Genomic DNA, 22555 nt, shown 5'->3' with positions numbered 1-22555 from the left:
TTTAAGGGAAAAATGAATATTTTGTACATAGGTTTTAACCTATTTTGACAGTTGGAAAGGTTTTAGAATCGAGGGGAAGGAAATGGGGAATGTGCTGACCTACGAAACATGGGAAGAAGGTAGTGCCGGCCGTGTGCTGGAGAAATTGACCGATACAATGGATGTGCTGAAATGGGCGTACCGGGAATATGGGGACGATATCGTCTATGCGTGCAGTTTTGGCGCAGAGGGAATCGTTATGCTCGACCTGATTTCAAAAGTAAATAAGGAAGCAGGAATCCTCTTCCTGGATACCGGCCTTCACTTCGCTGAGACGTATGAGCTGATTGATAAAATAAAAGAAAAATACCCGGGCTTCAGGCTGGACATGGTCGAACCGGATCTCTCCCTGTCAGAGCAGGAGGCGCTATACGGGAAGGAATTGTGGAAATGCGACCCGAACCTTTGCTGCAAAATCAGGAAGGTCGAGCCGCTGGCAAGGGAGCTGGGAACGGTGAAAGCCTGGATCTCGGGTCTTCGGAGGGAACAGTCCGAGACAAGGAAGAACATCCAGTATATCAACAAGGATAACCGCTTTAAAAACATAAAAATCTGTCCGCTCATCCACTGGAAATGGGAGGATACCTGGAATTACATCAGCCTCAATAACCTTCCGTATAACCCGCTCCATGACAAGCTTTATCCGAGCATTGGCTGCCAACCGTGCACCCAGCCGGTGAAAGAGGGGGACGACTTGCGCGCGGGAAGATGGGCAAATACCGGGAAGACTGAATGCGGCCTCCATCTTGCGGGAGGGAGCGACTGAGCAGGGCCGTTCTTACCGGAAAATCGGCTTTATTCCAGCTGGTGAACGGATTGCTTGAAAGGATAAGGAGGAACAATACATGATCGAACCTCACGGGGGAGTCCTGGTCAATAAGCTAGATGAAGACTATTGGGTGGATGAGAAGAATCTGTCTGTGGAGCTGGATGCGATGGCCCTAAGCGATCTTGAAATGCTTGCGATTGGGGCATATAGCCCGCTTGGCGGATTTATGGAGAAAACCGATTACCTCGCCGTCGTGGAAAGGATGCGCCTTGAAAATGGGCTTGTCTGGAGCATCCCCGTTACCCTTCCCGTAACAAAGAGTGTGGCTGCGAGGATTAAGCCTGGCGACACGATTAACCTGGAACGGGAAGGAACCATCTTTGGCATCATGGATGTCACCGATAAATACATTCCGGATAAAAGAAGGGAAGCGAGGCTTGTTTACAGGACCGATGAACAGGACCACCCGGGTGTAAAAAAGCTGTTCGAGCGGGGAGAGGTCTATCTTGGCGGCCCTGTTACCATGGTAAAGAGGCCGTGGAACCGATACGAAGAAGAGAACCGTACTCCGAAAGAGACAAGGGAACTATTCCGAAAACGGGGCTGGAGGACGGTTGTTGGCTTCCAGACGAGAAATCCGGTCCATAGGGCCCATGAATACATCCAAAAGTGCGCCCTTGAACAAGTCGATGCCCTTTTCCTGCATCCCCTCGTCGGCGAGACAAAGGCGGACGATGTTCCCGGCGATATTCGCATGAAGAGCTATAAGGCACTTCTGGAAAAATATTATCCGAAAGACCGGGTCCTGTTATCGGTTTTTCCGGCGGCAATGCGCTATGCCGGCCCGCGGGAGGCAATTTTTCACGCGCTAATCCGGAAAAATTACGGGTGCACCCATTTTATCGTCGGGCGGGACCACGCCGGCGTCGGGAATTATTATGGAACATACGATGCACAAAAAATCTTCGCCAATTTTGAAAAGGGCGAAATTGGCATCCAAACCTTATTTTTTGAAAACAGCTTCTACTGTGAGGTTTGCGGAAATATGGCTTCCGTAAAGACATGCCCCCATGATAAAAAACACCACATCGCGCTTTCAGGGACAAAGGTTAGGGCCATGCTGCAAAAAGGGGAGGCGCCGCCGCCGGAATTCAGCCGCCCGGAGGTAGCCGGCATATTGATTGAGGGCATGAAGACGCAGCGGCTTTCAGTCCAGGAGATGGTGGGTAAAAATGAGTGAGCATATCGTCTGGCATCCGTCATCCATCACGAAAACGGATCGCCAGAAGTTGAATCGGCATAAAAGCTTTGTCCTCTGGTTCACGGGGCTGTCCGGTTCGGGAAAATCAACCCTTGCCAATGAAGTAGACCGCCAGCTTTACAGCATGGGGGTAAGAAGCTATGTCCTTGATGGCGATAACATCCGCCACGGATTGAACAAAGGGCTTGGCTTCAGCAAAGAGGACCGAGTCGAGAATATCAGGCGCATCGGTGAAGTTTCCAGGCTGTTCGTCGACAGCGGCATGGTTGTGCTGACCGCCTTCATATCGCCGTTCCGTGAAGACCGGAATAGGGTGAGGGAGCTGTTCGAGCCGGGTGAATTCATCGAAGTTTTTGTCGACTGCCCACTTGAGGTGTGTGAGATGAGGGATGTAAAGGGGCTTTACAAAAAAGCGAGGAGGGGTGAAATCCGGGAGTTCACCGGAGTTGATTCCCCTTATGAAGCCCCAAACGCGCCGGAGCTATTAATTGATACTTCCGAATCATCTGTGGGGGATAGCGCAAGAAGGGTCATCCGCTATTTGCAGAATAATGGATTGATAGGGATGAATAATGACATTTCGTAAGGATAGGAGAACCAACAAGCATAACCGCCAGTAAAACGGGCGGTTATGCTTGTTTTAAAAAGAATTTGCCCGACTCCGAGGGACGGTGCAGCATCATAGGTTTACGCGAATTTTTCGGGAACCTGCCGCTATCCTTAGTTCCAGCCGTTGTCGGCCAAGTATTGTTCCTTTTTCAGAATATCCTTCCGTGAATCCCCGAGCAGGAGGCCATTTATGAATGGCTGCATCCCTGAGCCGGCCTCCTCTTCAGGATGATAGATTGCCAGGGGGATGAGGGAGCCCGATTCAATCATGTTTTTGCAGACGGAGAGAAATTCTTCCCACTCGCCATCAATTTTCCACGTTTTATACATCATATCCTGCGTATTTTGGCTTCTAAAAATGCTGTCTTTCAGCAGGAGTGCCGGGGTGGAGCCATTCAATCGGAAATTCAGGTCAATGCATAACACCCTCCCGTCTTCCGTCAAGAGGATATCGAACCCCGCTACCCCTTTGTAGCCAAGTTCGCACGCCTTTTCCATGATAGATTCCCCAAGGGCAATTGCTTCATCGGGCGGCCCTTCGGCGTTCGGAATCCAGTTTCCTTTATATTCTCCGGTATCGGTTGTAATTTGTTCCCCCGCCCCCAGATAAATGGTTTTACCATCATGCGTTTTGGCAAATTGGATGCAGTAATTTTTCTTAATATCAACAAGCTCTTCAATTACAATGCTTTCGCTCTCTTTCAGGCTTTCTAGCCCCTTGGCAAAATCCTCATCCGTATGGCAAAAGAAGACGTCGTGCCCGCCAGCATTCGGGAGGTCTGTCCCGGCCTTCATAACAAACGGATAATTCCACTCCGCTTTTACCGAAACGGCTTCTGAAGGGCTGACAACCGTACGTTTCGGTCGATGTTCACGAGGAACGAGTTCTCCCAAATTCGCCTTGTTGTTTAAATAGGAAAATACATCTTTATCAATCCAGTAATTTTCTTCTGGTACCTCGGAATCCGGGACCGGCTGGTTCATTACTTTTTTCTGCCGGCCGCTGTTAAGCTTGTCCAACAGGCTATAGAAGCTTTCCTCTGAATCATAAACGAGGAGGTTTGATGCGGGGGTGATTCCCGCCTTTTCAAAAAGGGCAAGCGTTTCATCCGTCACTGTCCTATCATTGCACACGAGTGGCATATCCCCAGCAATGGGAAGAAGGGCACCCGTCCGGAAATCATCCATGTTTTCGTTTGTCGGAATCCAGCCCAACCCTTGGAATGATACGCGCGGATTAAAAACGAGCTCGGGCCCGAATATATCCTGTAGCGTCATTGAAGGCTCTATTTTCATTGTTTAAACGTCCCTCCCTTGAGCAAAATCATAATCGCAATCTTACATACCCTTACCCGGAAAAGACTATTTTTAAAATCCGCTTTCGCTGTATCCTGATATTCCCAAAGAGGGTTTTTTTGAATCCATTAAAAAAGGAGGACGTAGTGTTTCTCCTTACCCTCCAGATCCAACTGTTATTTATCATATAAAAAAATTGATACATGATCATTCCTGTCTACTGTAGCGAGCAGAATATCGCCGACTTCCGCCTGATAGGTGCGTTTTATGGTCGATCGAATCCAATCCTCATCCTTGCCGATTCTTTTCAGTTCTTCGAAGTTAATTTTCCCTTCCTTAACAATGACCCGGGGCAAAAAGAACGGCTTTGTGTCCATCTTTAATGTTGCGGGCGTTACCGGTTCATACTGCGGGTCGAGGAAAAAAGAAATCCGCCCGTCCGCTTCCCAAATAGCAAGCGCCACCTTTTTTACGTCTTCCACCTTTTTTTCGCGCATTTCCTCCAATAGGACGTCGAGAGAGATCCTGGCCCGTTTCAGCCCGGCATAAAGGATGCTGCCATTTTCAATAATTGTAATTGGGGCATGATTGACCAATTTCCTAAACCATGGCCATTTTAAAATTAAAAAAATCCCCAGACTATACAAAACGACAAGGACGATAGTGGTAATAACAGATCCTTTCATACTCAGATGGTGGTCTGACAAAGGGTGGGCAATAATATTCCCGATGACAAGAGCAATCACGAAGTCAAGCAGCCTGAGTTGCGATATCGCCCTCTGGCCAAGAACCTTGGCAACTACCACCAAAAAAACAAAACCAACAACTGCCCGAAGAATCCAATCTAATGTGGATAGGGTTTCTTGCATTTGATAAAAATCCATCCGTTAGCACTTCCTCGCCCATACCGTATTATTCCCTTTTTGAAAAGCTACTTTTACTATTTCCAAACCTTGGGGGTCCATTCAAAAATAAAAGGAGTGCCCCATGTTTAGACTCCTGCAAAATTGTTGGATTTGTCCCATTCCACCTCGGTCTGAAGTCTTAGGAAAAAATCATTCCACAGCTTCATACGTTAAAAAGGTGAATAATTTACCATAAAGAGGACGATGTTCCAGAGTATTCCTCTGGGCGAAAAAAGGATGGGAGAATCAAAATATGAAAAAAGTAATCCAATTCAGTATGAAAAACGGGGTAGCACTGTTTTTAATGATGGCGCTGATTCTGGCCGGGGGAATCTTTTCCCTGAAAGAAATCAATATTGAAAAGTACCCGAATGTCGACATTCCGTATTTGACTGTCGTCGTTCCATACCCGGGCGCTTCACCCGAGCAGGCAATGAAGGAAATTGGCGAACCGGTTGAACGGGAGCTGATGAATATTGAAGGCGTTAAGAATGTGTATACTGATGGGGTTGCCAACGCCGTTTATGCGACTATGGAGTTCGACATGTCCATTGATATGGACGACGCCGAACAGATGGCCAAAGCAGCTGTTGGTAAAATCGCCCTTCCGGAAGCAGCGAAAAACCCGGAATACATTTTGCAGGGACCTGATCCCGACCCTGCTGTCTATACCATTGGCGCATATGCCGGAAAAAGCGGCGCCGAAGTCCAAGCGTTTGTCAAAGAGAAACTAGTCCCGAGGCTTGAAATGATTGAAGGGGTCAGCAAGGTGGATGTGGGCGGCATTGCGGATAAAAGCATGAATATCCGCCTGATACCGGAAGAAATGAACAAACGCGGCATTACGCTTGACCAGGTAAAAGCGGCAATCACAGCAAACAATATGACAATACCGACTGGTGATGTCAAACTGTCCGGCCAATCACTGCCGGTCCGGGTCGGCAAGGAACTGAAGTCGCTTGAAGACGTAAAGGGAGTCATCTTGTTTGCACAGGGAACGGGTTCTCTTGAACAAATTAAGCTTAAGGATATTGCCGACATTACGTTTGATAGTGAAAACAGGAGCGACTTCACCCGCATCAACGGAAAGGAAGGCGTCCGCATCGGCATCATCGCGCAAGGCGGAGCCAATGTTGTCTCAATCGTCGAAAATGCAAAGGAAGAAATCAAAAAAGCAGACCTTCCTGACGGCGTGAAAATTCAAGTCCTAAGAGACCAATCTATCGAAATCAAGGATTCTGTATACGCGATGCTCCGCGAAGCGCTGCTTGGATCTTTGATGGCTGTCATCGTGACCTTCCTTTTCTTGAGGAATTTGCGCTCGACGCTCATTGCCATCATTTCGATTCCACTGTCGATTTTCGCATCATTTACCGTATTGAATATGCTTGGCTACACACTTAACATCATGACGCTCGCGGGTATTGCCGTCGCAGTCGGCCGGGTTGTAGATGATTCGATTGTTGTCATTGAAAATGTATTCAGAAGGGTCCGCGCCGCGAAAGACCGCGACGAAAAGCTTGTCGAAGAAGCAACGAGGGAAGTGGCGTCCGCCATCACCTCTTCAACGATTACAACCGTGGCAGTATTTCTTCCAATGGCGTTCGTGCCTGGAATCATCGGGAAATTCTTCGCGCCGCTTGCATGGACGGTCGTAATTTCCCTGCTGTTCTCGCTTCTTGTCGCCGTTACCGTCGTCCCGCTAATGTCAAAATTATTCCTTCTCAAGCTCTCCCCAAAAGAGCATAAAGAAGGGCTCATTCAAAAGAGCTACCGTACGTCTTTGAACTGGGTGCTAAGCCATCGCGCCTTGACTCTTGGAGTATCGATAATGCTTCTTGGCGGAACGGTTGCGGTTATTGCCCCGAAGCTCGGGACAACGTTTTTGCCCCAAGAGCGGGTCAGCAATTATGACGTAAGAATCACGATGGACAAAGGCACATCGCCGGAAAAAACGAGTGATGCTGCCAGTATCGTCGAGGCTGTTTTATTGGAAAAAGAAGAAGTCAAACTTGTGAGCACGAGCGTGAACGGCCAATTCGGAAGTGCTTCAATCAGCTTCGAAATAAAGGATTCCGTCAAGGATGCGGATGGCTTCATAAAAGATTTGCGCGGCCAATTTGGCAAACTGAATATAGCGAAAGAAATTTCCGTGACAGGAGTCGGCGATTTTGCCGGCGGGGCCCAGTCTCAATATGTCCTTGTTGTGAATGGTTCGGATTTTGAAGACATCAAGTCCGCCAGCAAAGACATCGTGAACGAGCTGAAAGGGATCACAGGCATAGCGGATGTCCAATCCTCGCTTGAAGGGGATGAGCCTGAAATCCAAATTGATTTAAACGAGCAGAAACTTGCGGATAACGGGCTGATGCCGGCAATGGTTGGTAAAAGCCTCCGGGAACTGATTAATGGGGACGTTGTCACAACGATGTCCGTTGATGAAAACAAAACGGATGTGAAGATTGGCTTGAAAATGGATTCTATTGCCTCGCTGGATGAGCTTGGCGAACAGCAAATTACGAATATGATGGGCATGCCGGTCAAACTTAAGGACATCGGCGAACTAAAGCGCGGAAAAAACCGGACAGTGATTACCCACCTGAACCAGAATGAATATGTCATGGTTTTTGGGCAAATCACCGACAGCAAAACAGGTGATGTAGCGAAAAAGGCAGACAAGGCAATTGCGGCCCTGAATTTACCGGACAGCGTCAATTATTACAAGGAAGGCGCATCGGCTGCGATGGAGGAAGGCTTCAAAAATATGGCGATTGCCATCGTTGTCAGCATCCTGCTTGTTTACCTTGTGATGGTCATTGCGTTTGGCGAAGGGAAGGCGCCGTTTGTCATCCTGTTCTCAATTCCTTTCTCGCTCATTGGCGCGCTTCTCGGCCTGTACATTGTCAACGAGCCGATTGGGATGCCGGCGCTAATCGGGCTCCTGATGCTGAATGGAATTGTCGTAACGAATGCAATCGTGCTAGTAGATAAGGTAAAGCAATTCGAGAAGCAAGGCCTTGCAGCCAGGGAGGCATTGCTTGAGGCGGGAGTCATCCGGATCAGGCCAATTCTCATGACTGCTATTGCGACGGTCGGCGCTTTAATTCCGATGGCGGTATCAAGCCATGCCGGTATTGTCTCTTCTTCGATGGCAGTCGTCGTCATCGGCGGGCTTGCCACTTCCACACTCCTGACGCTATTCATTGTGCCGGTCATGTACAGCCTCTTCAGTTCAAAGAAGAAGGTGGCGGAATCGGCCCTTGTAAGCCAGACGGAAACGAAAGAAAAGCCGTTAAAGGGCGTCATCATTACAACAAAACCAGTGTAATTTCCTATTGGAATCCGGATTTTACCAGTGGTGTTCCAAGGAATGGGTGAATACCTGCCCCGGAAATTAAGCCAAAATCGGAATAGTAAAAAAATAACAAGGTGAAATCCCGTGAAATTGTTTTGAAAGTATGGTATAAAGGTAAAGGATAAAAAAATACTTGTTCTTGGAGGAGCCTGTCACCAAGGGGAGAAGTCTGCCCTTTGGTGGCGGGCTCTTTTTGTATTTTTTTAGACGTGCAGATAAAAATAGACTGAAAGGATGGGAAAGAATGTTAATACTTCAACTCGCAATTATTTTAATTGCTTCAAAAGTTGCCGGCAGCCTCAGCGTCCGGCTTGGGCAGCCTTCCGTTCTAGGCAAGCTGCTGATAGGCATCGTCCTTGGCCCATCCGTACTGGGCCTTGTAAATGAAACGGTGACGCTGGCCCAATTAAGCCAACTCGGCGTAATCCTGCTAATGTTTATCGCGGGCCTTGAAACGGATATCGATGATTTCAAGCAATCCGGCAAAGCAGCTTCATTTGTAGGGCTGGGCGGAATCATCCTGCCGCTTGTCGGGGGGTATTTGGTTGGGGGCATGTTCGGCCTTTCAACAATGGAATCCTGGTTCCTGGGACTTTTGCTGTCCGCCACGAGCGTAAGCATCTCGGTCCAGGCCCTGAAGGAGCTGAACCAGCTTCAATCCCGTGAAGGCACTGCGATCATGGGGGCGGCCGTCATTGATGACGTCGTCGTGATTATCGCGCTCGCATTCCTGATGAGCTTCGCAGGCGGAGATGTAAACCTAACCGCCGTCGTCCTGAAGAAGATTGCTTTCTTTGCCGGGGCAATCCTCGTCGGCTGGAAGGCAGTCCCTTGGTTCCTTGAGAAATTTGGGAAGCTAAAGGTGACGGAAACAGTTATTTCCTCGGCCTTGATCGTTTGTTTGGTTTTTGCTTATTTTGCGGAATACACAGGGGTTGCCGCCATTATCGGGGCCTATATCGCGGGTGTAGCCATCAGTGTAACGAAGTTTAAGGAAGAGGTATTTGAAAAAGTCGAGACGATCAGTTATTCAATCTTTGTTCCGGTATTTTTCACCTCTATCGGCATCTCGGCGCAATTCAGCGGGATCGCAGATAACCTTCCCCTGATTGTTATCCTGACTGTCCTGGCAATTTTAACAAAATTCGTTGGGGCAGGGATTGGCGCCAAACTATCCGGATTTGGCTGGAACAGCGCGATGGGCATCGGCTCAGCCATGGTTTCCCGTGGTGAGGTGGCGCTGATTATTGCAGCAATCGGACTTGAGGCCAAACTTCTTACACAGGACTTGTTCGCTGTTCTTGTTGTCGTCATCCTCATCACAACAATCGTCACTCCGCCAATGATGAAAGTATTCTTCAACCGCGGATCCAAAAGTGTAGAACCAGTTCATTCAAATTAAAGGGTTCTCGAACCGGCTTTACTAAAGCCAGTTTAAAAAAGGCCTGCCGGCTTCAAGCTGGCAGGCCTTTTCATGATTAAACCTCTTCAGTTATCGGTATGCCATCTTTATCTTTGAAGCTGCCAATCAAAATGAATATCAGGTCAATCAATGCCCAAATCCCAAACCCGCCAAACGTCACCAATTGCAAAATGCCAGTACCAATCTTTCCGACATAAAACCGATGGGCGCCAAGCCCCCCTAAAAACAAGCAAAGCAAAAGCGCGATAATTCTCCGTTGATTCATCTTCCATTACCCCCATGAATAAAATTGTTTGTTGCAAATCAAAATGCTAACCATAAACTCTCTGGCGGGTACGTAAACTTTCCTGGCTGCGGCGCCAGGATTAGGGCAGATTCGCTTATTAGCGTTTCTAATTGGCCAGGCTTCATGCGATTCAGTTGTTTTTTAACGAAGGCCCTCGATTACCCCCTTAGCCACCTGCCTGCCGCTGAATAAGCAGCCCCCGAGGAAAGTCCCCTCGAGCGAACGGTACCCATGGACACCGCCACCGCCGAAACCCGCAACCTCACCAGCAGCGTAAAGGCCTTGAACCGGATTGCCATCCTTGCCGAGCACACGGCCCGCCAGATCGGTCTGCAGCCCGCCAAGTGTCTTCCGGCTGACAATATTCAGGCGGACGGCGATAAGCGGTCCATTTTTCGGGTCAAGAAGCTTGTGTGGCTTTGCGACCCTGATCAGTTTGTCGCCAATATAATTTCGCGCCCCTCTCAAAGCCGTAATCTGCAGGTCCTTTGTGAATGTGTTGTCCATCTCGCGGTCGCGTGCCACAACCTGCCGTTCAATTTCCCGGAAATTCAGCAAATTTTCACCGGTAAGCCTGTTCATCCCATCTACAAGGGCCGCAAGATTATCGGCAATCACGAAATCCTCACCCTTATCCATAAAGGCTTTAACGGGTGCCGTCGGGCCGGGGAGGATTCTCGATAAAACCTGCCGGATGCTTTTTCCGGTCAAATCCGGATTTTGCTCCGAGCCGGAAAGCGCGAATTCCTTTTCAATAATCGCCTGGGTTAAAATGAACCAGGAATAATCGTATCCCGTTTTCATAATCGCATCCAGCGTTCCGAGTGTATCGAAGCCGGGGAAGTTGGGTGCGGGGAAGCGCAACCCTTTGGCGTCCAGCCAAAGGGAGGAAGGGCCAGGCAGTATGCGGATGCCATGGTTTGGCCAGACCGGATTCCAATTTTTAATGCCTTCGGTGTAATGCCACATCCGGTCGCGGTTTACTATCCTTCCGCCAGCGTTTTCGGCAATCGCTAGCAACCTTCCGTCAACATGGGCCGGAACCCCTGAAAGCATTCGTTTCGGAGGGGAGCCAAGGCGCGTTGGCCAATTTTTTCGAATCAGCTCATGATTTCCGCCAATTCCTCCGCTTGTCACAAGCACGGCGGGGGCATGGAATTCAAATTCGCCGGCAACCTCGCGGGAACTTGCTTCGCCGCGCGCGGCATTGCTTGGGACAAGGATCTCCCCTGAGACTCCGGCGACGGTGCCGTTGTTTGAAAGAAGCCTGCTGACACGGTGGCGCGGCCGGTAGTCAACAACCCCTTCCGCAATCCCTTTTCGCATCCTTTCATCAAATGGTTTAACGAGCCCGGGACCGGTCCCCCAGACAATATGGAAGCGGGGGACTGAATTTCCATGTCCCTCGGCGAGGTAACCGCCCCGTTCCGCCCAGCCGACTACCGGAAAAAAACGGATGCCCAGCTTGTGAAGCCAATCCCGTTTTTCGCCGGCAGCCCAGTCCACATAGGCTTCAGCCCACTTTTTTCCCCAGTAATCCTCGTCGTTTTCTCGGTCGAATCCAGCGGCCCCTAGCCAATCCTGCCAAGCCAGTTCCTTTGAATCCTTTATTCCGAGCCTCCTTTGCTCTGGCGAGTCGACGAGGAACAAGCCTCCAAAAGACCACCACGCCTGCCCGCCAAGCGAGGCTTCCGGCTCCTGGTCCAAAAGAAGAACCTTTTTGCCGGCGGAAGCAAACTCGGAAGTTGCCACGAGGCCGGCAAGCCCAGCCCCAACGACAATAACGTCATATCCCATGTATTCTCCTCCATTATTCGTGGTAAAGCGAAAATTCTTTGGTCCCGGCTTTTTTTCCTGCCTGAGACGGTAAAATCCAGCCAAATCTTTAATGAAAAGGGCCATGACGAGTTTTTAATGTGTCACAGCCCTGAATGTCGACTTTTCCTTATACATTTCCTTATCGGCTAGCTCAATGATTTCCTCCGCGGTCATCTGCTTTCCTGGTGTAAAGTGGTAAAGCCCGTAGCTCGCCGAAAGCTGGAAATCCTTTTGCATCGTGGCATTCAGGATTTCAAACTCTACCGTAATCGCCTTCCACGATTTCCGGGCGTCATCCGGCTTTTTCTTGTTGAAGATAATCACAAATTCAYCCCCGCCAAGCCGGAAAAAAATATCCTCAACGCCAATTTGGCCGGAGATGACCGAACAAATCATTTTGATCATTTCATCGCCGACATTGTGGCCATACTTGTCATTGACTGTCTTTAAATTATTAATATCGATAAAGCAAAGCGTAAACTCATGCCCTGGCCGGGACAGCGCTTGCTGTTCAAGGATTTCAATCCCGCGGCGCCGGTTCATGATTCCTGTCAGCATATCAATAGTAGCGTGGCGGTGAAGCTCTTCTTCCTTCTTTTTAAAACTCGTAATATCGGAAACGGCAATCAAAACGCAGGATTTTTCCATATAATCGACCGGTTCAACATTGAGCATTGTCCACCTCGGGGATCCGCTTGAATCCTTATATTCAATCATATAGTTCTGGATGCTTCCGTTTTGATGGAGTCTTTCAAGAATTTCCTGTTTTTTTTCCTCTACCGGAAAAATGAAATCGGCATTCAATTCATCTAAAGGAAGAGTTCCTGTTTGATAAAATTCCGTTGCCTGCCTGTTCATGAGGATAATTTTATTTTCCTTCAAATTTACCAAAAGCAGGGGGGAAGGATTCATGCTAAAAAGCCTCCTGAAGCTTCTTTCTTTGCCTTTCAGCTTTTCTTCCTTGATAAAGATTTGCTTTTGAAACATATAAAAGCTGTAGCATATCAGCAAGGATACGGCCGCGGCCCCTGAAGAATTCATTTGTTTGGCCAGCAGCGTATAGTAATTTTCCATTAACTCTGGCAATCCCGCCAGGAAGAGGGAGTGTACAATTGCTAGCATGATTGAAAAATGGAGCGGCCTGAGCGGGAATGCCGCAGCCGCCGAAATCATGACGATCACATACGCGGCAATCGTTCCTGTCAGCATCTGGCTGTTAAGGGAAGCCGCCGCTCCGGCTGCCAAATAAAAAGCAATGTATGTATAATTGATAAATCGCTTGTTAACGCGGTCCGGTTTTTTTCGTAAGTATAAAAAAATCACCGAGGCAAAAAAGCACACGGAGTGGAGGATAAATAAATTCATCCTGTAAACTATGCTGCCAAGATCCCGTAAAAGAAAAAGGTCAACCGCGAACAAAAGCGGGTAGGAAGCAGCCAAAAGAAGGGAAACCAATTTTATCCGCTCAAAAATTAGGTGGTCAACATGAAGATTGAAATTGCGGCTTGAATTCCGGTCCTTAAAGGCCGGTTTGAACAGGTTGGCAAATGGCCTCATGGGCATCGTTCCTTTTATCTGATAACTAATGATATTTTACCATATTTTTCACGTTTTTAAGTAAAAACTAACATGTTTTCTTTTTATTAACATTTAAATATTTTCATAGATTTTCAATAAAAGAAGTGGGTTATTCCTCCTTTATTGACGGCAGGACGTGCTATCTACCGCTGTTCGGGTGTTAGATCCTCCTTTAATGCCCGAAGGATTGGTTGCCCACTGGCGTTCGTGCTCTAAATCTTCTTTTAGAGCCCGAAGGATCGGTTGCCCACTGCCGTTCGTGCTCTAAATCTTCTTTTAGTGCCCGAAGGATTGGTTGCCCACTGGCGTTCGTGCTCTAAATCTTCTTTTAGAGCCCGAAGGATCGGTTGCCCACTGCCGTTCGTGCTCTAAATCTTCTTTTAGAGCCCGAAGGAGAAGTTGCCCACTGCCGTTCGTGCTCTAAATCTTCTTTTAGAGCCCGAAGGACCGGTTGCCCACTGCCGTTCGGGCTCTGAATCTTCTTTTAGTGCCCGAAGGATCGGTTGCCCACTGGCGTTCGGGCTCTAAATCTTCTTTTAGTGCCCGAAGGAAAGGTTGCCCACTGTTGTTCTGGCACTAATCTATCGTTAGTGCCAGAAAGATTGCCGCGATGTCCCAGTTCTGGCGTCCAGCTAGCAAACTTTAATATTTTGAGAGGGCGGCACTCTTTCTTTTTGTGGGGATTTCTTCTTGTATTTTTCGCATAATCGCGGATGTCCTGCATCAGCACATTCAAAATTTAAAACCCCTCCCGATTCGGAAGGGGCTGGTTTTGTTCTGAACCGTCAAGGCTTGAGAACGACCTTTACAACATCATCTTCATGGTCATTGAACATTTTGTATGCTCTCGCTGCATCGTCAAGCGGGAGGCGGTGTGTAATAATTTCTGTCGGGTCGATTTGGCCGCTGATGATTTTATCAAAAAGAAGCGGCATATAATGGATTACCGGGGCCTGTCCCATTTTTAGCGTCAGATTCCGTTCCCAAATATGCCCGAGCGGGAATGCGTTGAAAAGGGCCGAATAGATGCCGGTCAATTGAATCGTGCCGAATTTTCTGACCGCATTCATGGCAATTTCGATTGCGCTGAGCGTCCCTCCCTGGAGGTGCAGCTTTTGGCCAATTTTTTCAAGGGCCGATTTCTTGCCGTCAATTCCAACACAATCGATGACGACCTCGGCACCGCCATTTGTCAGCTCACGGAGGAATTTACCGGTATCATCATGATCTTCAAAGTTACAGATTTCCACATTGTTCATTTGTTTCGCCTTAAGCAGCCTGTATGGCAAGTGATCCACGGCGATGACACGTTTTGCCCCTTTCATCCAGGCAAATTTCTGGGTCATCAGCCCAACAGGACCGCAACCTAGGACAATAACCGTATCCCCCGCTTTTACCCCCGCATTTTCCACACTCCAATAAGCTGTCGGTAGCACGTCCGATAGGAACAGCATTGCTTCATCCTCAAGCTCGCACGATTCGGGAATAACAAATGGCATAAAGTTTCCATAAGGCACCCTTAAGTATTCAGCCTGTCCGCCCGGGTAATCGCCATACCGCTCGGTAAACCCGAGAAATCCGGCAGTATCAAGAAGCGGATTCGGGTTTGAGTTGTCGCACTGGCTTTCCATTTCATGCTTGCAAAAAAAGCATTCGCCGCACGAAACATTGAATGGGATGACAACTCGGTCGCCTTTTTTCACCTTTGTGACTTCAGGGCCGACTTCCTCAACAATCCCCATTGGCTCGTGGCCGATAATATAGCCGGGTCGGGTCGGAACAGCCCCTAGGTAAATGTGCAGGTCGGAACCGCAAATCGCAGTTGAGGTAATCCGGACGATGATGTCATCATTTTTTTCAATCTTTGGGTAATCAACTTTTTTTACCTGGATATCCTTTGCGCCCTGAAACGTAACAGCTTTCATATCCACCCTCCTAATTTTGGAATAATATCCTTTACCCGGGATAGCTGGCTATATGTATTTTTCGTTGGGAAAAAGGAGCCTGCAATCCGGTAACGGGTCCCCACCTGCCAGCATTTCAAGGTGTCGGATGAAAAAAGGTTCAATGGTCTGTATTTTTCTTCCTATTAGTATGGTAAAATTTCGGCGACACTATGAAAAGGATGTGCATCAGTGAAAAAGGCATTTTCGATAGTAGTTGGACTCGTTTTCCTGCTAGGCTGGCTTCCTTTGGCTGGAGCTATGGGCGGCTGCTCACAATATGAAGGATTGGACAAGGTGTGGTGGAACGGTGCAGAATTGAAACCTGGCCAAATCGGCAGGCTGACTGTGCTGGCCGATACATCTCTTTATAAAGTGGATGGGGAAGAAAAGGTTTATACACGGAAGCTTAAGGCGGGGGAATTTTACAGAATCTATGCCTTTAAACCGGGTATGCTCAGCGTTGGCGGCGGGTATTATGTTGAACGTGACAGCCGGGTAAACTATGAAACGCCAAGCAAAGCAAAGCTGGAGGCGGCCGCCTGTGTGTACGCATCAATGCCGGTTGGCCAATTTACGAATCTTGGGCCAACAATAGAAAATATCACGGCTATGACTGCGGCGACAGGATATGGGCCGGATGGCACGCCGCTTATGTATGTTGTCATGCAGGGCCAGCCTGCCAAACTGGTTGTCATGGACATTTTACGAAATAAAATGGTTGACCAGAAATCGTTGGGCACGTCTACGAGCGCTTGGGCAATTACAGTTGATGCCGGGCAAAACGCCTGGATTGGCGGAACGCCGAGTGAACATCTATACCGCTATAATCCCGGAACGAAAACGTTGACTGATGTCGGAAAAGCCACAGTAAAGGGTACGTCGATCCACGACCTTGAGGCGTTGCCGAACGGAACCATTTATGGAAGTGGATCACCGAACGGGAATGTGTTCCGCTATAAGGCTGGGCAAGGGTTCACTGATTTAGGCCAGGTGCTTCCTGATAAAAAACTTGCCCGAAGCCTCGCATACAATGAAAAAACGAACACCCTGTTTGTTGGCGTCGGCGCCAAAGCGCAGCTCGCTGCCTGGAATTTGGCCACAAACAAAAAACAGGCGATTCTCCCGGCTGCCTATCAAGGAGAAACATCCGTGTATGATCTGGATGAAGAAAACGGCTTCTTGTTTGCAAAATTGGAGCCTAGCAAGAAAATTCTTGTTTTTAATAGCTCAACATATGCATTCCTTGGCGAGCTGCCGGCAAGCTCGCGAGGCGTATCGCCTGTTGTGGAGAAGGAGAATGCGGTCTATTTTACCCATCAATACACGCTGAAAAAATACGACTTAAATACGAGGAAGGTAACTTCAATTCCAGGGACGACAAAAGGGACGGAGGCGGTTGCGATGGATGTGATTGATTTGCACAGCAATGCCTATCCCGGTGAATCGGTCGTTTCTTTGCTTGGGAATACAGGAACATATATGATTTACAATCCCGCCACCGGACAGTCGAAAATAAGCAAATTCAATCTGCCGCCGCAGCCAATCCCGATTTATTCAATCGCGAAAGGCCCGGATGGACGCATTTACACAAACGGATTTGTCTCGGGCCAATTGAGCGCCTATAATCCGGGGGATGGTTCGATTAAATCATTGCTGAAGGTAGGGCAGGCCGAGTCAATGGCGCCGCTGAACGGCAAGCTATATCTTGGGGTATACCCGGGTGCTTCTCTTTATGAATACAATCCGGCTACCGATACACTTGGCGTCCCATCACCACTATTTTCGGTAGGGAACGGGCAAGACAGGATTGCCGCGATGGCGGTGGATCCAGCGACAAACACGATATTCATGGGAACGCACCCGAAGAACGGGGAAGTTGGCGGGGCGTTCGTCGCCTATAATACGAAGACGAAGACCAAAACGATCCGGAGGAATATTGTGCAAAACCAAAGCGTTGTCTCGCTCGCGGTAAGCGGAGGGTACGTTTACGGAGGGACTTCCATTTTTAGCAACAGCCCTTCTGAAGGCACGTATACGGCTAAATTTTTCAGGCTGAAAACGGGGCAACCGGGAAGCCAGCCGGAATTCATCTCGCTTCCGCTGACGAAGCCGCGGATGATTCACGCGCTTGCCGTGGCGCCAAACGGGGTGATTTGGGGGCTGTCGGATGGGAATTTATTCGCCTACGATCCTAGGACAAAAACGACGAAAATCATCTCTATTACCGCCAACACGAGCGGCCGCTTCAAGAATGGCTCACTTGTGATCGGCAAGGACGGGAATGTGTACGGCACGGTCGAGCAGAAGCTTTTCAAAGTTTTTCCGGCAACGATGACAAAGAAAATCCTCTTGGAAAAAGGCGCCGCCAATTTGGCTATGGATAACAATGGGGCTTTATTTTTCAACAACAATACCGAACTGTGGATGTATAAAACGAATTAAGATGAAAAGTATAATGCGGTTTGATTATCCGCACATTAAGGCTTGCTGGAAGTGGTTCGGCAAGCCATTTCTCTTTTTGCGGATCCTTTCGCCGATAGGAGGAACAAGCGCCTTGGCAACTGGTTCATTTCTAAAGGTTCCTCCGAAAGGACCAGTCCAGTACAAATAAGCTAGTAGTTAATTCCTGATTATGGCGTTTACGGAACCTTTACCCCTATTTAACAATTCCTTCATACGTAACTCTTATAATGAAAGTGTACCAACCAACTTACCAACAGGAGGGTTTTGAATGAGGAATGCGTTGAAGAAAAAAGTATTGGCAGTTGCAGCTGTGTCGGCGATTGCTCTCGGCGCCCTTGGAATCGGATCGGCGGCCGGGGCGGATGGAACGTACAAGCATAACCATGGGAAGGTGAAAAATGTAATCTTTTTAATCCCTGACGGCTTCTCTGCCTCCTATGCTACAAACTATCGCTGGTTCAAGGGCAAGGAAAGCCAGATGGACTCCATCCTTGTCGGGATGCACCGTACATACTCAGCCGATACGGAAGTGACAGACTCCGCGGCAGCCGGGACAGCAATGGCGACTGGCGTGAAAACGAACAACGGCATGATCAGCACTTCCCCGGATGGCAAAAAGCTTAAGACAATTTTACAAGCAGCCGAAGCGAGCGGCAAAGCAACAGGGCTCGTCGCAACTTCGACGATTACCCACGCAACCCCAGCTGTTTTTGCATCCCATGTTGCAAGCCGCGCGGATGAAGCATCAATTGCCCCTCAATTGCTCGAAAACGATGTTGATGTCGTGTTGGGCGGCGGTAAAAAGTATTTCCCGGACTCCCTACTTGATGAAGCGAAAAAGAAAGGCTACACATACATCAACGACAAATCAGGACTCGCTACTGCCGCGAAATCAAACAAGCTGATTGGCCTGTTCGCGGATGATGCGCTTGCTCCTTCTCTTGACAGGGAGGAAACGAACCAGCCATCCCTTGCGGAAATGACCGACACTGCATTAAATGTCCTGAATAAGGATAAGGACGGTTTCTTCCTCATGGTTGAAGGCAGCCAAATCGACTGGGCCGGCCACGACCACGACGCGGCATGGGCAATGAACGATGTGAAGGCATTTGAAGAAGCATTGGCCAAAGCGCTTGCTTTTGCGAAAAAAGACAAGCAAACACTTGTCGTTGTAGCGGGCGACCATGACACAGGCGGTATGTCTGTCGGCGGTTACGGCGTCTACGATTCAAAAGTTGATATTCTCCGCAATGTAACCGCGACCGGTGACTACATGGTCAGCAAGCTCGATGCGAACAGAAGCAACATCAAGGAAGTTGTAAAACAGTACACCAGCCTCGACCTGACTGATGCAGAGGTAGAAAAAATCAAAAACGCATCCAAGCCGGACATGGCGATCAATGATATTGTTTCCGAGCGCGCACTCGTCGGCTGGACAAGCACCGCGCACACAGGCGTTGACGTACCGCTCTACGCATTCGGCCCTGGCTCCGATCTGTTCAACGGTCTGCACCAGAATACGGATTTGCCTGTTTTGATGGCGAAAGCAATGAAAATTAAGTTTTAATAGGTTGGATAGGAGGGCACCGCTCGGATTGGGCGGTGTCTTTTTGGTGTTAGTGGGTGCTCACTCCGATTGACTTGCGGTAAAGTGGTTGCGTTTACTGATGAAAAGCCTTTGTTTGCTGATAAAGATATTGCGTTTACTGATAACCGGCTTCTGTTTGCTGATAAACTAGTCCCGTTTACTGATATAGCCTCTGTGAATGCTGATAAACATTCCACGACCTTCTATCAGGTTGCTGCGAAGCCATTGCTTTCAATCCAGCCCGGTTTTTGTTAACAAATTGCCATCCGGGGCGAAAGGGTAATCCGCTGATTCGTGTTCTAGCTCAGCCGGACGGGGGAGGAATTTGCTGAATACTGATAAAAAGTCTTTGTTTGCTGATAAACTGGTCCCGTTTGCTGATAACCTGTCTTCGTTTACTGATAAAACCCCTCCGATCGCTGATAAACCACCCGCAAATGCCATATTACGTTGCCAATTCCGAAAAAGTTTGTCGATTTTGTGTGGTTTTTTGTAAAAAGGAGGAAGTTCCCGATTAACCTTAGAAACTTATACCTATAAAGAAATGGAGTGATATAATGATTAAAAAACCTAGAACGAAACCAACCTACCTTTGCCAGCTAGAAGAACTTGACCAACGGGCGCCAATCCATCTGTCCCAGAAAGCCGACATTCAAAAGCGTTTGATAAACGAAAAATCCGGCTTTAAAGGTGAATTGGCAGTAAATTACCCTCTGAGTTTCCTCCCTCATCAAGACTTCATTATTCTTCATGGCCTACGTTTAAAAGGTGCCTCAAACTACTTTCAAATGGATACCCTGCTACTATCCAGATTTCTTCTCATCCCCCTTGAAATAAAGAATTTCTATGGACTAATCGAATTTGAAGACAATGGGCAATTTACCCGGACTGGGGATAGTGGCATACAGGAAGGCTATCCCAACCCAATCTACCAGTCTATGTATCAAATGGAGCAGCTTCGGGAATTTTTTAAAAAGAATGGATGGCCTGCTATCCCAATATATCCTCTTGTTGTGATAAGTTTTCCCAGTACAATTGTTCGATCCAGCCCGGGTAATCGGGAAGTGATTGAGCGGGTCCATCATAGCGCAAAACTCCCGTTCATTGTTCCTCATATTGTTAAACAATTTCCTAAACCTATTATCGACGATGCGCAATTAGTGCACCTTTCTAATCAATTAATGGCTTCGCATGAACCATACTTTCCCAATATTATGGAGTTGCTCGGAGTCCGGGATACAGAAACTATAAATGGGGTGCAATGCCAAAAGTGCCGCCATATCCCGATGGCCAGGACTTCAAAAACATGGATTTGTCCAAGGTGCACTCATAATGATCCAATTGCCCATATAAAAACGCTATCCCATGATTTTCCCCTTTTAAAAAGTTCCACGATTACAAACCGCCAGGCAAGGGAGTTTCTTCAAATACGTTCCCCAAACGTTGCAAAATACCTTTTACAGTCCACTTTCCCGACATGGATTGGAGACAACAAAAAGCGCATTTATACTATTAATTGGGAAGAACTACTTCCTTAATCCATTTATTTTCACCCTACCCTCCTTTTTCGCTATACTTACGTTAACGGGGATGGATTCGGCCGCCGGATGCGTTCTACATGTATGATTGGGGTAAAGTGATGCAGGACTGGGTGATTGGGCTTTTTGAAAACTACCGGGAAGCTGCGGTATTGATCAGCGTGCTGCTGAATGTGGCGATCAGCATTCTTGGGGTTGTACCGAGTGTGTTTTTGACAGCGGCCAACATTATTGTGTTCGGGCCGATTGCCGGAACGGCGATTTCGTTAATCGGTGAGGCCGCTGGTGCCATCGTATCATTCCTGCTCTACAGAAAAGGTTTCAAACGGTGGGCCGGGAAAAAGCTGCCGGAGAAGCTCTGGATCCAAAAGCTGCTCAATGCCCGCGGCAAGGACGCATTTGCAATGATTGTTGCTTTGCGGGTTCTCCCATTCGTTCCCTCGGGACTCGTCACGTTTGCAGCAGCGATTGGCTCGGTGGGGGCTGCAACATTCACGCTTGCCAGCACAATGGGAAAAATTCCAGCCCTACTAATAGAGGCATATTCCGTTTACCAGGTTACGGAATGGTCGATTCAGGGCAAAATAATTCTGGTGGTTTTTTCAATAGGAATCATTTTTATTGGATTGAAGAATAGAAAAAAGTAAATTTTTATAAAAAGAAGGAGGGGCTTTCATGGCTGAAAAAGTTGAATTGGCCACATTTGCGGGGGGCTGTTTCTGGTGCATGGTGCAGCCGTTTGATGAACAGCCGGGCATTAAGGAGGTCGTTTCCGGCTATACCGGCGGCCATACCGAGAATCCGACGTATGAAGAGGTCTGTTCGGACACGACAGGCCATTACGAGGCGGTCCAGATCACGTTCGATCCAACCGTTTTTCCTTATGAAAAATTACTTGAATTGTTCTGGCAACAAATTGACCCCACCGATCCGGGCGGCCAGTTTGGTGACCGCGGCTCCTCGTACAGGACGGCAATTTTCTACCATAGTGAAGAACAGCGAAGGCTCGCCGAAGAATCGAAGCAGCAGCTTGAAGCGAGCGGCCGTTTCAACAAACCAATCGTGACGGAAATCCTTCCGGCCAAGCCGTTCTACAGGGCCGAGGAAAGCCATCAGCACTATTACAAAAAGAACGCTTTTCACTATAATATGTACAAGGAAGGGTCTGGAAGGGCACGTTTCATCCGGGAAAACTGGAAAAAGAAGAAAAGCGATGAAGAACTGCGCCGCGAGCTGACGCCGATGCAATATGAGGTAACCCAAAATTCAGGGACCGAGCCGCCGTTCCAGAACGAATTTTGGAACCATGAAGATGATGGCATTTATGTTGACATCGTTTCAGGTGAACCTTTGTTCAGTTCGACGGATAAATACGATGCCGGCTGCGGCTGGCCAAGCTTTACAAAGCCGATCCGCAGAAATGAAATCGAGGAAAGGCTTGATACTTCGTACGGAATGAGGCGCATCGAGGTCCGTTCGAAAACGGCTGATTCGCATCTAGGGCATGTATTTGACGATGGCCCCGGACCTGACCGGGCGCGGTATTGCATCAACTCGGCCGCCCTCCGCTTTATACCGAAGGACAAGCTTGAAGAAGAAGGGTACGGGGAGTTTTTATCGCTGTTTGAGTAAAGGCGCCTTTGCCAGTTTCGGGCTCCCTTGAAAAAGAGCCGGCGTGTCT

18 protein-coding genes and 1 pseudogene are annotated in these 22555 nt (G+C 48.4%); 12 read left to right on the top strand and 7 right to left on the bottom strand.

Annotated features, from left to right (window positions below; genetic code table 11):
• Positions 1-82: 82 nt before the first annotated feature.
• From ADU24_RS19250 to cysC, 3 genes are all read left to right on the top strand, one after another.
• Complete coding sequence (locus ADU24_RS19250; protein WP_053368150.1) at positions 83-805, top strand: phosphoadenylyl-sulfate reductase; 723 nt, start codon at positions 83-85, stop codon at positions 803-805.
• 79 nt (positions 806-884) lie between these two features.
• Positions 885-2048 (top strand): sulfate adenylyltransferase, encoded by a 1164-nt coding sequence (gene sat, locus ADU24_RS19245; RefSeq protein ID WP_053368149.1) that lies wholly within the window; start codon positions 885-887, stop codon positions 2046-2048.
• Positions 2041-2655 (top strand): adenylyl-sulfate kinase, encoded by a 615-nt coding sequence (gene cysC, locus ADU24_RS19240; RefSeq protein ID WP_053368148.1) that lies wholly within the window; start codon positions 2041-2043, stop codon positions 2653-2655. Before sat ends, cysC begins: the two co-directional genes overlap by 8 nt.
• Before the next feature lie 134 nt (positions 2656-2789).
• Here cysC and ADU24_RS19235 read toward each other — a convergent pair whose 3' ends face one another.
• Together ADU24_RS19235 and ADU24_RS19230 are read right to left on the bottom strand one after the other, a co-directional pair.
• Positions 2790-3974, bottom strand: a complete 1185-nt coding sequence (locus ADU24_RS19235; RefSeq protein WP_053368147.1) for an ATP-grasp domain-containing protein — start codon at positions 3972-3974, stop codon at positions 2790-2792.
• 176 nt (positions 3975-4150) lie between these two features.
• Positions 4151-4858 carry a DUF421 domain-containing protein gene (locus tag ADU24_RS19230; RefSeq protein ID WP_053368146.1) on the bottom strand — a complete coding sequence of 236 codons (708 nt, stop codon included), beginning with the start codon at positions 4856-4858 and terminating at the stop codon, positions 4151-4153.
• Between the two features lie 274 nt (positions 4859-5132).
• Here ADU24_RS19230 and ADU24_RS19225 point away from each other — a divergent pair, with 274 nt between their 5' ends.
• Positions 5133-8207: an efflux RND transporter permease subunit gene (locus ADU24_RS19225; protein ID WP_053368145.1), complete on the top strand. Its 3075-nt coding sequence runs from the start codon at positions 5133-5135 to the stop codon at positions 8205-8207.
• Between the two features lie 271 nt (positions 8208-8478).
• Positions 8479-9636 carry a cation:proton antiporter gene (locus tag ADU24_RS19220; RefSeq protein ID WP_053368144.1) on the top strand — a complete coding sequence of 386 codons (1158 nt, stop codon included), beginning with the start codon at positions 8479-8481 and terminating at the stop codon, positions 9634-9636.
• Positions 9637-9712: 76 nt separating this feature from the next.
• Here ADU24_RS19220 and ADU24_RS19215 read toward each other — a convergent pair whose 3' ends face one another.
• The 5 genes from ADU24_RS19215 to ADU24_RS19200 form a co-directional block, all read right to left on the bottom strand.
• Complete coding sequence (locus ADU24_RS19215) at positions 9713-9922, bottom strand: NINE protein (RefSeq protein ID WP_053368143.1); 210 nt, start codon at positions 9920-9922, stop codon at positions 9713-9715.
• 162 nt (positions 9923-10084) lie between these two features.
• The gene (locus tag ADU24_RS19210) at positions 10085-11740 is read right to left on the bottom strand and encodes an FAD-binding dehydrogenase (protein ID WP_053368142.1); all 1656 of its coding nucleotides are present in this window, start codon (positions 11738-11740) and stop codon (positions 10085-10087) included.
• Positions 11741-11854: 114 nt separating this feature from the next.
• On the bottom strand, positions 11855-13318 hold the full coding sequence (locus ADU24_RS19205; RefSeq protein WP_053368141.1) for a sensor domain-containing diguanylate cyclase: 1464 nt from the start codon (positions 13316-13318) through the stop codon (positions 11855-11857).
• A 505-nt stretch (positions 13319-13823) separates the two neighbouring features.
• Positions 13824-14075 (bottom strand): hypothetical protein, encoded by a 252-nt coding sequence (locus ADU24_RS23190; protein WP_156324641.1) that lies wholly within the window; start codon positions 14073-14075, stop codon positions 13824-13826.
• A gap of 49 nt (positions 14076-14124) precedes the next feature.
• Positions 14125-15264, bottom strand: coding sequence for a zinc-dependent alcohol dehydrogenase (locus ADU24_RS19200; RefSeq protein ID WP_053368140.1), 1140 nt, complete (start codon positions 15262-15264; stop codon positions 14125-14127).
• Positions 15265-15474: 210 nt separating this feature from the next.
• On the opposite strand from ADU24_RS19200, the gene ADU24_RS23570 reads away from it, so the two are divergent.
• The 7 genes and pseudogenes from ADU24_RS23570 to msrB all read left to right on the top strand — a co-directional run bounded on the left by ADU24_RS23570 (position 15475) and on the right by msrB (position 22506).
• The gene (locus ADU24_RS23570; RefSeq protein ID WP_053368139.1) at positions 15475-17727 is read left to right on the top strand and encodes a WD40 repeat domain-containing protein; all 2253 of its coding nucleotides are present in this window, start codon (positions 15475-15477) and stop codon (positions 17725-17727) included.
• A gap of 289 nt (positions 17728-18016) precedes the next feature.
• The gene (locus tag ADU24_RS19190; RefSeq protein WP_082306978.1) at positions 18017-19315 is read left to right on the top strand and encodes an alkaline phosphatase; all 1299 of its coding nucleotides are present in this window, start codon (positions 18017-18019) and stop codon (positions 19313-19315) included.
• A gap of 69 nt (positions 19316-19384) precedes the next feature.
• Entirely contained in the window at positions 19385-19591 is a 207-nt protein-coding gene (locus ADU24_RS23185; protein ID WP_156324640.1) for a hypothetical protein, read from the top strand.
• A 302-nt stretch (positions 19592-19893) separates the two neighbouring features.
• Positions 19894-20874 carry a nuclease-related domain-containing protein gene (locus ADU24_RS19180; RefSeq protein WP_053368137.1) on the top strand — a complete coding sequence of 327 codons (981 nt, stop codon included), beginning with the start codon at positions 19894-19896 and terminating at the stop codon, positions 20872-20874.
• 80 nt (positions 20875-20954) lie between these two features.
• A complete protein-coding gene (locus ADU24_RS19175; RefSeq protein WP_231689646.1) occupies positions 20955-21521 on the top strand; it encodes a TVP38/TMEM64 family protein in 567 nt (188 codons plus the stop codon).
• A gap of 28 nt (positions 21522-21549) precedes the next feature.
• Positions 21550-22080: pseudogene (gene msrA, locus ADU24_RS23565) on the top strand (peptide-methionine (S)-S-oxide reductase MsrA); the annotation flags it as partial.
• Positions 22057-22506: a peptide-methionine (R)-S-oxide reductase MsrB gene (gene msrB, locus ADU24_RS23560; RefSeq protein WP_269432251.1), complete on the top strand. Its 450-nt coding sequence runs from the start codon at positions 22057-22059 to the stop codon at positions 22504-22506. The pseudogene msrA and the gene msrB, both read left to right, overlap by 24 nt.
• Positions 22507-22555 lie beyond the last annotated feature (49 nt).

The sequence above is a fragment of the Bacillus sp. FJAT-27245 genome (assembly GCF_001273955.1).
GTDB lineage: Bacteria > Bacillota > Bacilli > Bacillales > Cytobacillaceae > Bacillus_D.
This window is presented reverse-complemented; position numbering and strand designations above follow the sequence as displayed.

Excerpts from the sequence above, each read along its gene's own strand:
- ADU24_RS19250 (WP_053368150.1), top strand. The coding sequence starts at position 83 with ATGGGGAATGTGCTGACCTACGAAACATGGGAAGAAGGTAGTGCCGGC.
- sat (WP_053368149.1), top strand. The coding sequence starts at position 885 with ATGATCGAACCTCACGGGGGAGTCCTGGTCAATAAGCTAGATGAAGAC.
- cysC (WP_053368148.1), top strand. The coding sequence starts at position 2,041 with ATGAGTGAGCATATCGTCTGGCATCCGTCATCCATCACGAAAACGGAT.
- ADU24_RS19235 (WP_053368147.1), bottom strand. The coding sequence starts at position 3,974 with ATGAAAATAGAGCCTTCAATGACGCTACAGGATATATTCGGGCCCGAG.
- ADU24_RS19230 (WP_053368146.1), bottom strand. The coding sequence starts at position 4,858 with ATGGATTTTTATCAAATGCAAGAAACCCTATCCACATTAGATTGGATT.
- ADU24_RS19225 (WP_053368145.1), top strand. The coding sequence starts at position 5,133 with ATGAAAAAAGTAATCCAATTCAGTATGAAAAACGGGGTAGCACTGTTT.
- ADU24_RS19220 (WP_053368144.1), top strand. The coding sequence starts at position 8,479 with ATGTTAATACTTCAACTCGCAATTATTTTAATTGCTTCAAAAGTTGCC.
- ADU24_RS19215 (WP_053368143.1), bottom strand. The coding sequence starts at position 9,922 with ATGAATCAACGGAGAATTATCGCGCTTTTGCTTTGCTTGTTTTTAGGG.
- ADU24_RS19210 (WP_053368142.1), bottom strand. The coding sequence starts at position 11,740 with ATGGGATATGACGTTATTGTCGTTGGGGCTGGGCTTGCCGGCCTCGTG.
- ADU24_RS19200 (WP_053368140.1), bottom strand. The coding sequence starts at position 15,264 with ATGAAAGCTGTTACGTTTCAGGGCGCAAAGGATATCCAGGTAAAAAAA.
- ADU24_RS19190 (WP_082306978.1), top strand. The coding sequence starts at position 18,017 with ATGAGGAATGCGTTGAAGAAAAAAGTATTGGCAGTTGCAGCTGTGTCG.
- ADU24_RS19180 (WP_053368137.1), top strand. The coding sequence starts at position 19,894 with ATGATTAAAAAACCTAGAACGAAACCAACCTACCTTTGCCAGCTAGAA.
- ADU24_RS19175 (WP_231689646.1), top strand. The coding sequence starts at position 20,955 with ATGTATGATTGGGGTAAAGTGATGCAGGACTGGGTGATTGGGCTTTTT.